Origin of the sequence: Mycolicibacterium palauense, assembly GCF_002592005.1 — a bacterium.
Lineage (GTDB): Bacteria > Actinomycetota > Actinomycetes > Mycobacteriales > Mycobacteriaceae > Mycobacterium > Mycobacterium palauense.
Window position 1 is genome coordinate 16,455 of record NZ_NVQF01000027.1, and the last position, 13,574, is coordinate 30,028.

The 13,574-nt window shown below is 69.8% G+C and carries 15 protein-coding genes; 11 read left to right on the forward strand and 4 right to left on the reverse strand.

All coding sequences use genetic code 11. The features are described from left to right. Window positions 1-151 precede the first annotated feature (151 nt). Entirely contained in the window at window positions 152-1,129 is a 978-nt protein-coding gene (locus CSR00_RS13015) for an esterase family protein (RefSeq protein WP_099022873.1), read from the reverse strand. A gap of 301 nt (window positions 1,130-1,430) precedes the next feature. On the opposite strand from CSR00_RS13015, the gene CSR00_RS13020 reads away from it, so the two are divergent. The 8 genes from CSR00_RS13020 to CSR00_RS13055 all read left to right on the forward strand — a co-directional run bounded on the left by CSR00_RS13020 (window position 1,431) and on the right by CSR00_RS13055 (window position 8,639). Further along, window positions 1,431-2,072, forward strand: a complete 642-nt coding sequence (locus tag CSR00_RS13020; protein WP_099022826.1) for a TetR/AcrR family transcriptional regulator — start codon at window positions 1,431-1,433, stop codon at window positions 2,070-2,072. 37 nt (window positions 2,073-2,109) lie between these two features. After that, the gene (locus CSR00_RS13025; RefSeq protein WP_099022827.1) at window positions 2,110-3,765 is read left to right on the forward strand and encodes a phytoene desaturase family protein; all 1,656 of its coding nucleotides are present in this window, start codon (window positions 2,110-2,112) and stop codon (window positions 3,763-3,765) included. 65 nt (window positions 3,766-3,830) lie between these two features. Then, window positions 3,831-4,640 carry a HugZ family pyridoxamine 5'-phosphate oxidase gene (locus tag CSR00_RS13030; protein ID WP_099022828.1) on the forward strand — a complete coding sequence of 270 codons (810 nt, stop codon included), beginning with the start codon at window positions 3,831-3,833 and terminating at the stop codon, window positions 4,638-4,640. Between the two features lie 3 nt (window positions 4,641-4,643). Then, window positions 4,644-5,057 (forward strand): TIGR03668 family PPOX class F420-dependent oxidoreductase, encoded by a 414-nt coding sequence (locus CSR00_RS13035; protein ID WP_099022829.1) that lies wholly within the window; start codon window positions 4,644-4,646, stop codon window positions 5,055-5,057. Between the two features lie 66 nt (window positions 5,058-5,123). Then, entirely contained in the window at window positions 5,124-6,191 is a 1,068-nt protein-coding gene (locus tag CSR00_RS13040) for a magnesium transporter CorA family protein (RefSeq protein WP_245905986.1), read from the forward strand. Between the two features lie 22 nt (window positions 6,192-6,213). Continuing rightward, entirely contained in the window at window positions 6,214-6,999 is a 786-nt protein-coding gene (locus CSR00_RS13045; RefSeq protein ID WP_099022830.1) for an SGNH/GDSL hydrolase family protein, read from the forward strand. Then, window positions 6,984-7,769 carry an alpha/beta hydrolase gene (locus CSR00_RS13050; protein WP_099022831.1) on the forward strand — a complete coding sequence of 262 codons (786 nt, stop codon included), beginning with the start codon at window positions 6,984-6,986 and terminating at the stop codon, window positions 7,767-7,769. Before CSR00_RS13045 ends, CSR00_RS13050 begins: the two co-directional genes overlap by 16 nt. A 111-nt stretch (window positions 7,770-7,880) precedes the next feature. Continuing rightward, window positions 7,881-8,639, forward strand: a complete 759-nt coding sequence (locus CSR00_RS13055) for a L,D-transpeptidase (protein ID WP_245905989.1) — start codon at window positions 7,881-7,883, stop codon at window positions 8,637-8,639. 11 nt (window positions 8,640-8,650) lie between these two features. Here the strand turns inward: CSR00_RS13055 and CSR00_RS13060 are convergent, their stop codons facing one another. Both CSR00_RS13060 and CSR00_RS13065 read right to left on the reverse strand, forming a co-directional pair. Next, window positions 8,651-8,839 (reverse strand): ferredoxin, encoded by a 189-nt coding sequence (locus tag CSR00_RS13060; RefSeq protein ID WP_099022833.1) that lies wholly within the window; start codon window positions 8,837-8,839, stop codon window positions 8,651-8,653. Beyond that, window positions 8,836-10,119, reverse strand: a complete 1,284-nt coding sequence (locus CSR00_RS13065; RefSeq protein WP_099022875.1) for a cytochrome P450 — start codon at window positions 10,117-10,119, stop codon at window positions 8,836-8,838. The genes CSR00_RS13060 and CSR00_RS13065 overlap by 4 nt, the downstream gene beginning before the upstream one ends. Window positions 10,120-10,264: 145 nt before the next feature. Here CSR00_RS13065 and CSR00_RS13070 point away from each other — a divergent pair, with 145 nt between their 5' ends. Further along, window positions 10,265-10,921, forward strand: a complete 657-nt coding sequence (locus CSR00_RS13070; protein ID WP_099022834.1) for a TetR/AcrR family transcriptional regulator — start codon at window positions 10,265-10,267, stop codon at window positions 10,919-10,921. Here the strand turns inward: CSR00_RS13070 and CSR00_RS13075 are convergent. Next, window positions 10,893-11,198, reverse strand: coding sequence for a DUF1330 domain-containing protein (locus CSR00_RS13075; protein WP_099022835.1), 306 nt, complete (start codon window positions 11,196-11,198; stop codon window positions 10,893-10,895). The two genes, CSR00_RS13070 and CSR00_RS13075, sit on opposite strands and share 29 nt — an antisense overlap. 178 nt (window positions 11,199-11,376) lie before the next feature. Between CSR00_RS13075 and CSR00_RS13080 the strand changes: the two genes are divergently transcribed. Both CSR00_RS13080 and CSR00_RS13085 read left to right on the forward strand, forming a co-directional pair. After that, a complete protein-coding gene (locus tag CSR00_RS13080; RefSeq protein WP_099022836.1) occupies window positions 11,377-11,703 on the forward strand; it encodes a DUF2218 domain-containing protein in 327 nt (108 codons plus the stop codon). A 73-nt stretch (window positions 11,704-11,776) separates the two neighbouring features. Then, entirely contained in the window at window positions 11,777-13,498 is a 1,722-nt protein-coding gene (locus tag CSR00_RS13085) for an acyl-CoA synthetase (RefSeq protein WP_099022837.1), read from the forward strand. Window positions 13,499-13,574 lie beyond the last annotated feature (76 nt).

A 13,574-nucleotide genomic window follows, 5' to 3' on the forward strand; every position in this document is an offset into this window, starting at 1 on the left:
GGTTGCGCCGCGGTGGCGGGGGCTCGAACAACCGGCGCCGGCGCCGGCCTGTGGAAGGCCCGGCAGAGCCCGGAAAAAGCCCGGAAAAGGCCCGGAAAAACACGACATCCCCCGACCTGCGTCGGGGGATGTCGCGTTGGATCGCGCTCGATCAGAGCAGGTGCGCCTGCAGGTCCGGCTTCATCGCCTGCAGCTCCCGGCCCCAGTACGCCCAGTTGTGCGTGCCGTTGTCGGGGAAGTTGAACACACCGTTGTTGCCGCCCGCGGCGATGTAGTTGTCGCGGAAGGTGATGTTGGTGCGGATGGTCAGGCCCTCCAGGAACGTGGCCGGCAGGTCACCGCCGCCGAGCTCATCAGGCTGGCCGTTGCCGCAGTAGACCCAGAGGCGGGTGCCGTTGGCGACGATCTTGGGGATCTGCACCATCGGGTCGTTGCGCTTCCAGGCGCTGTTGGGGTCCTCGGTCTTGCCCCACATGTCGTCGGCGCTGTAGCCGCCGGCGTCACCCATGGAGATGTTGATCAGGAACGGCCACCAGCCCTCGGACGGGTTCAGGAAGCCCGACATGGAGCCGGCGTAGATGAACTGCTGCGGGTGGTAGACCGACAGGATAATCGCCGAGCTGCCGGCCATCGACAGACCGACGGCCGCGCTGCCGGTGGGCTTGACGTCGCGGTTGGCGGCCAGCCACTGCGGCAGTTCCTGGGTCAGGAACGTCTCCCACTTGTAGGTCTGGCAGCCGTTGTTGCCGCAGGCCGGCGCATACCAGTCGGAGTAGAAGCTGGACTGGCCGCCGACGGGCATCACCACGGAAATGCCGGAATCCAGGTACCACTCGAACGCCTGGGTGTTGATGTCCCAGCCGTTGAAGTCGTCCTGGGCGCGCAGGCCGTCGAGCAGGTACAGCGCCGGGGACCCGGGGCCGCCGCTCTGGAACTGGACCTTGATGTCGTGGCCCATGGACGGCGAGGGCACCATCAGGTACTCGACGGGCAGACCGGGGCGCGAGAACGCTCCGGCCGTGGCCGTCTGGCCGGCCAGCCCCATCAGTCCGGGAAGGACCGCCGTGGCGATCGCGGCCACCCCGAGCCGTCGGGCCCATTTCCCACGCAGCTTGTCAACGAGATTCATCAGTTGCATTCCAGCCAATCTGTGCTGACGACGCAGATGTCGTCGTGACCTACCGTCCGCCGCACCGTAGCGCAGCGGAACTCCTGTTCATGACGTTCGAGACGTCCACACATAGACACATGACGCTCCCCTTGGGGGCTGACCCTAACAGGCGACACGCGAAAGTCGATACTCGACGTGGCATCCGTAAGGTGCTATTCGCTCGCGACCGGCGGGCACCGGTTGCTCGGAGTTGTCCTACCCAGTTGTCTACCAGTTGTCCTACCAAGGTCATCGACATCGGCTGTTGTAGCGTTACGCCATGCCGCGACCAGCGCAGACCGCTCGCAGCGAGCGGACGCGGGAGGCACTGCGGCAGGCCGCGACGGTGCGTTTTCTGGCCCAGGGCGTCGAGGCCACCTCGGCCGAGCAGATCGCCGCGGACGCCGGGGTGTCGCTGCGCACCTTCTACCGGCATTTCGCGTCCAAGCACGACCTGCTCTTCGCCGACTACGACGCGGGTCTGCACTGGTTCCGGGCCGCGCTGGAGGCCCGCCCGGCCGACGAACCCGTGATCGCGTCGGTTCAGGCGGCGATCTTCGCCTTCCCCTACGACGTGACCGCGGTGACCAAGATCGCCGCGCTGCGATCCAACGAACTGGACCCGGACCGCATCGTCCGGCACACCCGACAGGTCGAGGCCGATTTCGCCGCGGCCGTCGAGGCCCACCTCAACCGGCGCGACAACGGGGCGGGCCCGGCCCCGGCCGCACAGGCCGACCGGCGCCTGCGGGTCGCGGTCACCGCGCGGTGCATCGCGGCGGCGGTGTTCGGCGCCATGGAGGTGTGGATGCTGGGCGAGGACCGCACGCTGCCGGAACTGGCCCGGCTGTGCCGGGATGCGCTGACGTCCCTGCAGTCCGGCATTCAATCCGGCCCCGCCGGGCCCGAAGTTTCGTCATAATTGACAAAACTTCGGGCGATCGCAAGGGGACCGGACCATGGCAGCTTCCTCGACATCGGGTGACGGGTCCAGCTTCATCGCGGGCCCCACCTCGCACGCCACCTCGCACTCCACCTCGGACGCCACCTCGGACGCCACCTTCGATGCCATCGTCATCGGCGCCGGTCACAACGGCCTGACCGCCGCGGCGGTGCTCGCCCAGGCCGGCCTGCGCACCGTGTGCCTGGACCCCAAGCTCTACGCCGGCGGGATGGCCTCGACCGTGGAGCTGTTCGACGGCTACCAGTTCGAGATCGCGGGGTCGCTGCAGTTCCCCACCTCGCTGACCGTCAGCAAGGAGCTGGGCCTGGACACCCTGCCCGGTGTCGATCTCGAGGTGATGTCGGTGTCACTGCGCGGCGTCGGCGACGAGCCGCTGGTCTACTACACCGACCCGATGAAGCTGCTCACCCACCTGGGCGAGGTGCACGGCGCCGAGGCGGTCAACGGCATGGCCGGGCTGATGGCCTGGTGCGCGGCGCCGACGCGGGCCCTGGGGCGCTTCGACGCCGGCACGGCACCGAAGACCTTCGACGAGATGTACGCGTGTGCCGCCAACGCGTTCGAACGTTCCTGCATCAACGACCTGCTCTTCGCCTCGGTCTCCGACGTGCTGGACCGCTACCTGCCCGACAGGGAGAAGCACGGCGCGCTGCGCGGCATGCTGGCCTTCCTGGCGGTCAACACCACCTACCGCGGGCCCGAGGTGCCCGGCACGGCGGCCGCGCTGGCCTACGGCCTGGCCGTGCCCGACGAGAACGCGATGTTGATGAAGAAGCTGCGCGGCGGGATCGGCGCGCTGACCACCCACCTGCGCGAGCTGGTGGAGTCCGCCGGTGGGCAGGTCCGGCTGCGCAGCCGCGTCGAGCGGATCCTCACCGAAGCGGGCCGGGTCACCGGGGTTCGGCTGGAGGACGGGTCCACGCTGCGGGCACCGATCGTGGTCTCCAGCCTGGCGCCCGACCTGACGGTGAACACCCTGCTGGACCCGGCGGCGGTGCCCGCCGACGTCCACGAGCGTTACACCCGGATCGACCACCGCGGCAGCTACCTGCAGATGCATTTCGCCCTGGACGGCATCCCCGAGTTCGCCGCCCCCTACGAGCTGCTCAACGATCCGGCCATGCAGTCGGCCATCGGCCTGTTCACCACGCCCGAGGAACTGCAGGAGCAGTGGGAGGCCAGTCGTCACGGCGTCGTCCCCGCCGACCCGGCGATCGCGCTGCAGATCCCGTCCGTGCACGACCCGGCCCTGGCACCCGAGGGCAAGCATGCCGCCTCGGCGTTCGCGTTGTGGTTCCCGATCGGCGAGCACGAAACCGGATACGGCGACCTCAAGAACGAGATGGGCCGGCGTGTCATCGAGAAGATCACCCGGCTGGCCCCCGACTTCGAGAGCCGGATCATCCGGCACACCACGTTCACGCCCAAACACATGGGCACGATGTTCGGCGCGCCCGGCGGGGACTACTGCCACGGACTGCTGCACTCCGATCAGATCGGGCCCAACCGGCCCGGCCCCAGGGGGTTCGCCGACCAGCCGATCCCCCTCGACGGGCTGTACCTGGGCGGCTCGGGCTGCCACGGCGGCCCCGGCATCACCTTCATCCCGGGCTACAACGCCGGGCATCTGGCGCTCGCCGACCATTCCTGACACCGAAACTGCAACTTCTGCCGCCCCTTCTCGGCGGTTGCGTACAACTACTACAGTTTCGGCGCATGGACCGGCTCAAGGACCATGGCGATCCCGGCGATGCCCCCTCGATGCCCCCGCCGCTGACCGAGGTGGCCAACCCGGTGCGCCCGTCGGCCGCCGAGGAGGCGCGGACCATCGCCGCCTCCACCAACGCCGCGACCCTGGCCAGCCTCACCGCGGCCGGGGACCCGTGGGCCTCGCTGGTCACCTACGGGCTGCTCGACGGGCAGCCCGTGCTGTGCGTGTCGACGCTGGCCGAACACGGGCGCAACCTGGCCGGCGACCCGCGGGCCAGCCTGGCCATCGTCGGGCCCGCCACCGACCCGGACCCCCTGGCCAATCCCCGGATCACCCTGGCCGGCGCGGTCCAACGCCCCACCGGCGACGAGGCCGCGGCCGCGCGCGAGGCGCACCTGGCGGCGGTGCCCGCCGCGAAGTACTACATCGACTACAGCGACTTCGCGGTGTGGGTGCTGCGCGTACAGCGGGTGCGCTGGGTGGGCGGCTACGGCCGGATGGACTCCGCGGGCGCCGCGGACTATGCCGCCGCCGAGGCCGACCCCGTCGCCCCGAACGCCGCCGCGGCGATCGCCCATCTCAATGCCGACCACGCCGACTCGCTGCGCCTGATGGCCCAGGCCCTGGGCGGATACCCCGACGCCCGCGCCGCGGTCTGCACCGGCGCCGACCGCTACGGGTTGGACCTGAAGGTGACCGCCGAACGGGGCATCGCCTACACCCGCATCGGCTACCCGGCTCGGCTGGACGACGCCGCCCAGATGCGCACCGCCGCCGTCGATCTGGTGGCGGCCGCGCGATCGGCCCTGGGGTAGGCGATGTCGGCGCGCGCCGAGGCGGCCGCCCGCTTCGCCGGCGCACCCGTCGCGCGGCTGGCCACCGCCGACGCGAACGCACGTCCCCATGTGGTGCCGATCGTGTTCGCCGTGCGCGAGGACACCGTCTACACCGCGGTGGACGGCAAGCCGAAGTCCACCCGACGGCTGCGCCGGCTGGCCGACATCGAGGCCAATCCGGCGGTCAGCGTACTGGTGGACCACTACACCGACGACTGGTCCCGGCTGTGGTGGGTGCGCGCCGACGGCACCGCGGAGCTGCACCGGGACGGCGCGGCCGTCGACACCGCGCACGCGCTGCTGAGGGCGAAGTACCCGCAGTACGACGAGGTCGAGCTCGCGACTCCGGTGATCGTCGTCGCGGTGCACAGGTGGACATGGTGGCTGGGCTCCTGACGCCGCGATCCCGAACCGGCCCGACCCCGAGATGTCGACCCGGCGCCGCCGTGCTGTGATGTGCAGGTGACCGCACCCGAGTGCGTTATCCGTGGCCGTGTCTGGCGCGAGGGCCAGCCACAGCCCGACTTCGAGTTCGACCGCATCTCCGACTATCTCGCCGAGCCCGGCACGCTGGTCTGGGCCGACATCTACGACCCCGACCACCCCGCGCTGGCCGAGCTCGCCGAGGAACTCGGGCTCAACGACTGGGCCGTCGAGGACGCGCTCGCGCCGTCGGAGCGGGTGAAGGCCACGATCTACCGCACCCACACGTTCTTCACCGTCTACGCCGTGGACGTCGCCGAACCGAACCCGGACGGCCCGCCGCAGTCCCTGCTGACCAAGCACCGCATCTCGGCCTTCGTGCTACCGCGCGCGCTGGTGACGGTGCGGCTGCCGCCCCGCTTCGACATCGAGGAGGTCTCCCGGCGCTGGGACGAACTCGGCGGGCAGGAGTTCGGCGTCGGGTCGCTGGTGCACGGCCTGCTCGACGTCGTCGTCGACGGGCACTTCGACGCGGTCCAGGTGCTCGACGACTGCATCGAGGACCTGGAGGACGAGCTGTTCGGCCCGCCGTCCAAATCCGGTGAACTGCAGCGCCGCACGTTCGCCATCCGCAAGGACCTGGTGAACCTGCGCCGGGTGGTGCTACCGATGCGGGAGGTGGTCGCGGCCATCCAGCACCGGCGTGCCAACGCCGCTCCGGACACCAACCATGCCGGCGCGAACAACGGTGCCAATCACACTGCCAATCAGGCTGCCGGTCATGCCGTCGAGCTCGACCCCCTCTACGTCGACCTCTACGACCACGTGCTGCGGGCTTCGGAGTGGACCGAGTCGCTGCGCGACATGCTCTCCACGGTGTTCGAGACCAACCTCTCGTTGCAGGACGCGCGGCTCAACGTGGTGATGAAGAAGCTCACCGGGTGGGCGGCCATCATCGCCGTGCCCACCGCCATCACCGGCTACTACGGTCAGAACGTGCCCTACCCCGGCTCCGGGGTGTTCTCCGGTTTCGTGGTCAGCACCGCCCTGATCATCATCGGGGTGGTGGTCCTCTACGTGATGTTCCGACGCCGCGACTGGCTGTGAGCCTGGGGATAGGGTCACGTTCATGACGTACACGCGCTACGTCGCGTTGGGAGACAGCCAGACCGAGGGCCTGTGGGACGGTGACGACCACGTCGGTGTCGCGGGATTCGCCGACCGCCTCGCGGTGATGCTCGACGAGCTCTACCCCGGCCTGTTGTACGCCAACCTCGCCGTCCGCGGCCGGATGGTGGCCGACGTCCTCGACGACCAGCTGCCGCGGGCGCTGGCGATGGGCCCCGATCTGGTGACGCTGTGTGTCGGCATGAACGACGCCACCCGGCCGGGCCGGACCTTCGACCGGGCCCTGCACGATCTGGACGTCGTGCACGCGCGGCTGGCCTCCTCCGGGGCCACCGTGGTGACCACGACCTTTCCCGACGTGGCGCGCACCCTGCCGGTGGGCCGGCTGCTCAGCGGGCGGGTGCGCCAGATCAACGCGGTGATCCGCTCGGCCGCCCGGCGGCACGGGTTCGGCCTGGTGGACCTGTTCGGCGCGCCCTCGATGCTGGAACCCGAGACCTGGAGCTCCGACCGGATACACGCCTCACCGCGCGGCCACCGGCTGTTCGCCGAGGCCGCCGCCGAGGCGCTCGCACTGCCGGGCAGCAACCACGATTGGGCGCGGGCCTCGGGATCGGGGGTTCAGCCCGGCTTTGCCGAGCGGATGTCCGCGCAGGCCCAGTGGACCCGGAACCTGCTGGCACCGTGGGTCTGGCAGCGCCTGCGCGGCCGCTCTGCCGGTGACGGACGCGAACCCAAACGCCCGCGGCTGGAGGCGGTGCGAGGGGATTCATGCCGCTCGAGGTGATCACCCGGGGTGAGGGTCCCGGGCGGGCGCCGCTGCTGTTCGTCCACGGCGCCTTCCACGGGGCCTGGTGCTGGGACGAACACTTCCTCGACTTCTTCGCCGGGCGCGGCTACCGCGCGGTGGCGCTGAACCTGCGCGGGCACGGCGGCAGCCCCGTGAACGGAGCGCTGAACGACTGCTCGGTCACCGACTACGTGGAGGACGTTCGCGGCGTCGCCGAGACGCTGGGCGCACCGCCGGTGCTGATCGGGCACTCGATGGGGGGATTCGTCGTCCAGAGCTATCTGGCCCGCTACTCGGCGCCGGCCGGGGTCCTGGTCGCCTCCGCGCCGCCGCGGGGCCTGCTGCCCGCCATGGTGCGGGTGGCCGCGCGCAACGCCCGGCACAGCGGGCGCCCCGCGGCGCTGCGCCGGCCGCTGCTGTTCTTCGGCAACCCGGCGGTGTGCCGGAACACCTTCTACAACGCCGACACCCCCGCCCCGCTGGTCGCGCGCTACGCCGGGCTGCTCGGCGACGAAAGCACCCGGGTGCTCTACCGCGACCTGCTCTACGGCGAACTGGTCCGGCCGGCGGCCGTGCGGGCTCCGATGCTGGTGCTCGGCGCCGAGCGCGACGGGTTCTTCAGCCGGCGCGCGATCCGCGCGACGGCGCGGGCCTACGGCACGACGGCGACGATCGTGGCCGGAATGGGGCACAACATGATGCTGGAGCCGGGGTGGCAAACCGTCGCCACGCACATCGACACCTGGCTGAGCAGCCACGGACTCTGAGCCCGCCGGTCGCGAATGTAACAAAACGCTTCCGAACAGCGACTTCACCGATATCGCATAGGATCGTGTGCGTAGACATGCATTGACATGCAGCAAAGGATGGTGACCGTGGTGCTACGCGTGCTTCGCAACCGTTCGGCGTGGGGCGTCCTGCTCGGCGTATCGCTTCTGGCGTTGGCCGCCGCGCCCGCCGACGCCGCGCTGCCCACCCCGGCTCCGGGGCCGGCCGTCACCGACGTGGCGCCCGCGGCCGGGTCCACAGTCGGTGTCGCCCACCCCATCATCGTCACCTTCGGCGAGGCCGTGTCCGACCACGTCGCCGCCGAGCGCTCGATCACGGTCACCGAGCCGGCCGGAACCCCCGGCCACTTCGAGTGGCTCGGACCGGCCACCGTGCAGTTCGTGCCCGACCGGTACTGGCCCGCGCACTCGCGGGTCGGCGTCGAGGTCGCGGGCACGCCGCTGAACTTCAACACCGGCTCGTCGGTGCTCGGGGTCGCCAGCATCTCCAATCACACGTTCACCGTCAGCATCGACGGCGAGGTGGTCCGGCAGATGCCCGCCTCGATGGGCAAGGCCAAGTTCCCCACCCCGGTGGGGTCGTTCACGGTGCTGGGCAAGGAGCGCGAGGTGGTGATGGACTCGCGCACCATCGGCATCCCGCTGTCCGACCCCGAGGGCTACAAACTCGACGTCAACTATGCGGTCCGGATCACCTGGGGCGGTGTCTACGTGCACTCCGCTCCCTGGTCGGTGGGCTCGCAGGGCTATTCCAACGTCAGCCACGGCTGCATCAACCTGAGCCCGGACAACGCCGCCTGGTATTTCAACCAGGTCGGCGTCGGTGATCCGGTGATCGTGAAGGCCTGAGCCGCCGGGATTCAGGCCGGCCCGATGGCGTGTTCGGGGCAGCACTCGATGGCCTCCTGCACGGCGCCCTCCAGTGCGGGGTCGATCTCCTCGTCGATCGCCTCGGCGTAGCCGTCGTCGGTCAGGGTGAAGACCTCCGGGCAGATCCCGACGCACACGCCGTGGCCGCGGCACAGCCCGTCGTTGACGGTGACCTTCATGGGGTCACCGTCACTTCCAGGTGCAGATCGGTGAGCCCGCGCAGGATGAACGTCGGCACGTAGTTGAACCGGCGCGCCCCCGCGGGACCGTGGTGCTCCTCGGAGAGGCGGATGTCGGTGGTGCGGTCGAGGATGCGCTCCAGGCTGACGCGGGTCTCGGCCCGGGCCAGCGGTGCGCCGGGGCAGCTGTGCGCGCCGCGCCCGAAAGCGATGTGCCGGCGGGCATTCGGACGGGCGATGTCGAAACGCTGCGGGTCCTCGAACTGGCGGGGATCGCGGTTGGCCGCACCGTTCATCACCATCACCGTGGTGCCGGCGGGCACGTCGACACCGCCGACGGTGGTGTTGCGGCGGGCCAACCGGAAATCACCCTTGACCGGGCTCTCGATACGCAACGCCTCCTCGATGAAATTCGGGATGCGGTCGCGCTCCTTGCGCAGCAGGTTCTGCAGGTCGGGGTCCTCGGCGAGCATCTTCAGCGACGTGCTCAGCAGCCGGACCGTGGTCTCCTGCCCGGCTGTGTACAGGTTGGCCGCGATCCGCACGACATCCATCACCTCGGGTGTCGAGCCGTCGGGGAAGGACGCCGAGGCCATCTCGGTGAGCGCGTCACCGCGCGGCTCGCGGCGACGATCCTCGATGTAGGCCGAGAACTTCTCGTACAGGTACTCCAGCGGGCTGTGCGACATCGCCTCGTTGCTGGTGCTGCCCACGCCGCCCTCACCCTGGCTGTGGTCCATCTTGCGGGCGAACTCGGCGCGGTCCTCCTCGGGGACACCCAACAGGTCGGCGATGATCGCCAGCGTGAACGGCCCGGCGAATCCCTTGATGAAATCGCCGCCGCCGGCGGCCAGATAGGGCTCCAGCACGGTGTCGGCGTGCCGCCACATGAACTCCTCGTTCTCCTTGAGGCGTTTGGGCGTGATCAGACCCATCAGCAGTGCGCGGTGCGCGGTGTGCTTGGGCGGGTCCATCACCGTCACCTGATCGCTGAACGGCAGCTGGTCGCGGTACTCCTCGATGAGCTCCGAGACATCGTCGCCCTGTCCCTCGATCGGGACGGGGAAACCGGGGAAGGGCCCGGTGACGGCCGTGCAGGAGGAGAAGGTGGCCGAGTCACCGAAAACGGTGACCGCCTCGTCGTAGCCGGTCACCACCATCACGTTGTGGTGGGGCTCGCGACGGACCGGACAGCCCTGCCGCATGGCCTCCATGTACGGGTAGGGATCGGCGACCAGGGATCGGTCGCTGAAGAAGTCCAGCTGGTCCAGTTCAGTCATGGTGTTCGCTTCCAGTTCGCGGGGGCTGCGCCAGTCGATCGGCAAGCTTTCCGCTTTACGATCGACTAGTAAGTTACTATACGAACGTCAAGCTGTTGCACGCAATGTCTCAACACCGGACCGAGCGGGGGACGGAGGTATCCGGATGGGCAGCACGGCCGCCGCCGCGCCGACTACGGGCACGGGCGCGGGCACCGGCACCCGCCAGGACACCCGGGCGCGCCTCATCGAGGTGGCCGTGGATCTGTTCACCCGCTACAGCTTCGCCGGGACCTCGCTGCAGATGATCGCCGACGAGGTCGGATTCACCAAAGCCGCCATCTACCACCACTTCCGGACCCGCGAGCAGCTTCTCGACGCCGTGATGGCGCCCATGCTGCAGCGCCTGGAGGGCGTCGTCGGGGCCGCCGAGCAGCTGCGCGGCACCCACGCCCGGGCCGACCTGGTGCTGACGGGCTTCGCCCGCCTGGCCGTCGAGCACCGGGTGGTCTCGGTGCTGGCCGCCGATCCCGCCGTCGTCGGGCTCCTGCGCGGCCGCCGCGACTGGAACACGCTCATCGAACGCCAGATGGCCCTGCTCGCCGATGTCGACCCCGGCCCGGGTGGGCGGGTCAAGGCCTCGATGGTGCTGGCCGGGATCGCCGGGGCCTCCGGTCCGCCGTTCGGCGACCTCGACCGCGACGCGCTGCAGACCCACCTGGTCGAGGCGGGCCGGCGCGCCCTCGGTCTGCGGATCCCGCGGCAGAAGGCGCCCTCCCCCACCCGGCGGGAAGCTACCCCGTCGGCATCTCGAAACCGCTGAGGATCACCCCGTTGCAGTCCGCGGCGGCCTGGCGCAGCTTGACCGCCTCCTGATAGGCGTCGGAGTAGTACCACGCGCGGGCGGCCTCGACCGTTTCGAACTCCAGCACGATGGTCTGGCTGCCGTGCCAGGAGCCCTCCAGCACTTCGGGTTTGGTGTCGACCGCCAGGATCTTCGCGCCGGCGGCCATGGTCGGCATCGCCAGGGCCCCGTAGGCCTTCATCCCCTCGGGGTCCTTGACGTCCTCGGTGATGACGACGTAGCCCTTGGCTGCCATGTGTTCCCTCTCCCGCCTGCGCCCCTGGACCGTGCGCCCAGAGAACGCCACTCTCTGATTCGGGACATGAGATTTCCAGACGACCGCGGGTCCGTCAACGGCCGGGCATCGGGTGGGCGCCCCGCGTAAAAGGTTGTATTCTTGTAATTGTTATTTCACAACTATTTGCGGAGGGTATATGAACCGCATCATCAGCTCGGCACGGGTGGCCACGGAACGCGCCCCGCGCTACGGCAAGCAGCTCGTCTCCCACCTCGGCCGCCGGGCGGTCGGCGCCTGGGACCCCGATACCGGCACCGGCACCCTGGACATGAACGAGCACACCGTGCACGTCGGCTTCACAGCCACACCGCAGGCCCTGCTGATCGAGCTGCACGCCGACGAATCCGACCTCGACGCCTTCGAAGACGTCGTGGGACGTCACCTGGTCGGGTTCGGTGCGCGCGACGAGCTCGAAGTGCAGTGGTCGCGTGCGGACGGGTCCCCGGGCAGCCGCCAGGGGTGACACCGCCCACACCCCGCGTGGAACGTGTTCTAGATTGGATCCCGACTTCAGGGCAGAAGCATGGAGGAGGGTCATGGACCAGGCCGGCGCCGCCGAACGGGTGAACTCCGATGCGTCTTTCGATGCGTCTTTCGATCCGGTTTTCGATCCGGTTTTCGATCTGTCCACGGTGTTCCGCACCGTGGCGCAGGCGATACCCGACCAGACGTTCCTGGTCTGGCGGGACAAACGGTTGAGCTACGCCGACTTCGAGGCCCGCGTCGACGGGGTCGCCCACTATCTGGTCTCGGCCGGGCTGGGCTGCCACACCGACCGCGGCGCGCTGGCCGGCCACGAGTCCGGGCAGGACCACCTCGGGTTGTACCTGCGCAACGGCAACGAATACCTCGAGGCGATGATCGCCGGCTACCGGGCCAGGGTGGCCCCGTTCAACGTCAGCTACCGCTACGTCGAGGAGGAGCTGCTCTACCTGCTCGCCGACAGCAAGGCCACCGCCCTGGTCTACAACGCCGAATTCGCACCGCGGGTGGCCGCCATCCGCGACCGGCTGCCCCACCTGAGGGTGCTGATCCAGGTCGCCGACGAATCCGGCCACGACCTGCTGCCCGGAGCGGTCGACTACGAGTCCATCGTCACCACCCCCGCACCCGCGCAGGGGATGCCGCACCCCGGCGGCGACGACCTCTACATCCTCTACACCGGCGGCACCACCGGAATGCCCAAGGGCGTGCTGTGGCGTCAGCACGACATCTTCATCTCGGCGATGGGCGGGCGCCCGTTCGGCAGCGACACCGAGCTGGGCTCCTACGCCGAGCTCGCCGAGCGCGCCAAGGCCGCCGCGGGCGCGATGTCGCTGCTCATGCTGCCCCCGCTGATGCACGGCGCCGCGCAGTGGGCCGCCTACAACATCATCACGATGGGTGGGCGCATCGTGATCCCCGACAACGTCGAGCACCTGCGCGCCGACGAGGTGCTGCGGCTGGTGGAACGCGAAAGGGTGCTGTCGATCCCGGTGGTCGGCGACGCGATGGCCCGGCCACTCGTCGACGAGATCGAACGCGGCGACTACGACCTGTCGGGCCTGGTCTCCATCACCAACGGCGGCGCGCCGATGTCCCCGGCGATCCGCGAACGCATCCGCACCGCACTGCCGAACCTGCTGCTGATGGACGCGGTGGGCTCCTCGGAGGCCGGCCAACAGATGAACACCGTCGCCGGCGAGGGCGCGCAGACCGCGGTGTTCACCCCGCAGGCCGACACCGCCGTGGTCTCCGGCGACTACACCCGGGTGCTCGCCCCCGGCGAGGGCGAGGGCGAGGGCTGGCTGGCGCGACGCAACCTGATCCCGCTCGGGTATCTGGGTGACGAGGCCAAGACCGCCAAGACCTTTCCCACCATCGACGGTGTGCGCTGGTCGGTTCCCGGGGACAAGGCGCGCTTCCTCGACGACGGGCGGATCGAGCTGTTGGGCCGCGACTCGGTGACCATCAACTCCGGCGGCGAGAAGATCTTCGCCGAGGAGGTCGAGCGGGCGGTGGCCGCCCACCCGCACATCTACGACGTCGTCGTGGTGGGCCGGCCGTCGGAGCGCTGGGGCAGCGAGGTCGTGGCCGTGGTGCAGCTGGCCGACGGCAAGTCGGTCTCCGACGACGAGTTGCTGGAGACCTGCCGGACCCACATCGCCCGCTACAAGCTGCCCAAGGCGTTCATCCGCACCGAGAAGGTGATGCGTTCACCGGCGGGCAAGGCCGACTACCGCTGGGCCAAGGACGTCGCGGCCCGGAGCCTGGCCTGACCCCGGCCGCCGCGGCAGCACCCCGGACCGCCCGCAACCGCCCGTCCCGATACCCGCCCGCACCGAACGTGCACGC

Bases quoted from the DNA above. Each gene is read 5' to 3' on its own strand.
- CSR00_RS13015 (WP_099022873.1), bottom strand. From the start codon at position 1,129: ATGAATCTCGTTGACAAGCTGCGTGGGAAATGGGCCCGACGGCTCGGG.
- CSR00_RS13020 (WP_099022826.1), top strand. From the start codon at position 1,431: ATGCCGCGACCAGCGCAGACCGCTCGCAGCGAGCGGACGCGGGAGGCA.
- CSR00_RS13025 (WP_099022827.1), top strand. From the start codon at position 2,110: ATGGCAGCTTCCTCGACATCGGGTGACGGGTCCAGCTTCATCGCGGGC.
- CSR00_RS13030 (WP_099022828.1), top strand. From the start codon at position 3,831: ATGGACCGGCTCAAGGACCATGGCGATCCCGGCGATGCCCCCTCGATG.
- CSR00_RS13035 (WP_099022829.1), top strand. From the start codon at position 4,644: ATGTCGGCGCGCGCCGAGGCGGCCGCCCGCTTCGCCGGCGCACCCGTC.
- CSR00_RS13045 (WP_099022830.1), top strand. From the start codon at position 6,214: ATGACGTACACGCGCTACGTCGCGTTGGGAGACAGCCAGACCGAGGGC.
- CSR00_RS13050 (WP_099022831.1), top strand. From the start codon at position 6,984: ATGCCGCTCGAGGTGATCACCCGGGGTGAGGGTCCCGGGCGGGCGCCG.
- CSR00_RS13060 (WP_099022833.1), bottom strand. From the start codon at position 8,839: ATGAAGGTCACCGTCAACGACGGGCTGTGCCGCGGCCACGGCGTGTGC.
- CSR00_RS13065 (WP_099022875.1), bottom strand. From the start codon at position 10,119: ATGACTGAACTGGACCAGCTGGACTTCTTCAGCGACCGATCCCTGGTC.
- CSR00_RS13070 (WP_099022834.1), top strand. From the start codon at position 10,265: ATGGGCAGCACGGCCGCCGCCGCGCCGACTACGGGCACGGGCGCGGGC.
- CSR00_RS13075 (WP_099022835.1), bottom strand. From the start codon at position 11,198: ATGGCAGCCAAGGGCTACGTCGTCATCACCGAGGACGTCAAGGACCCC.
- CSR00_RS13080 (WP_099022836.1), top strand. From the start codon at position 11,377: ATGAACCGCATCATCAGCTCGGCACGGGTGGCCACGGAACGCGCCCCG.
- CSR00_RS13085 (WP_099022837.1), top strand. From the start codon at position 11,777: ATGGACCAGGCCGGCGCCGCCGAACGGGTGAACTCCGATGCGTCTTTC.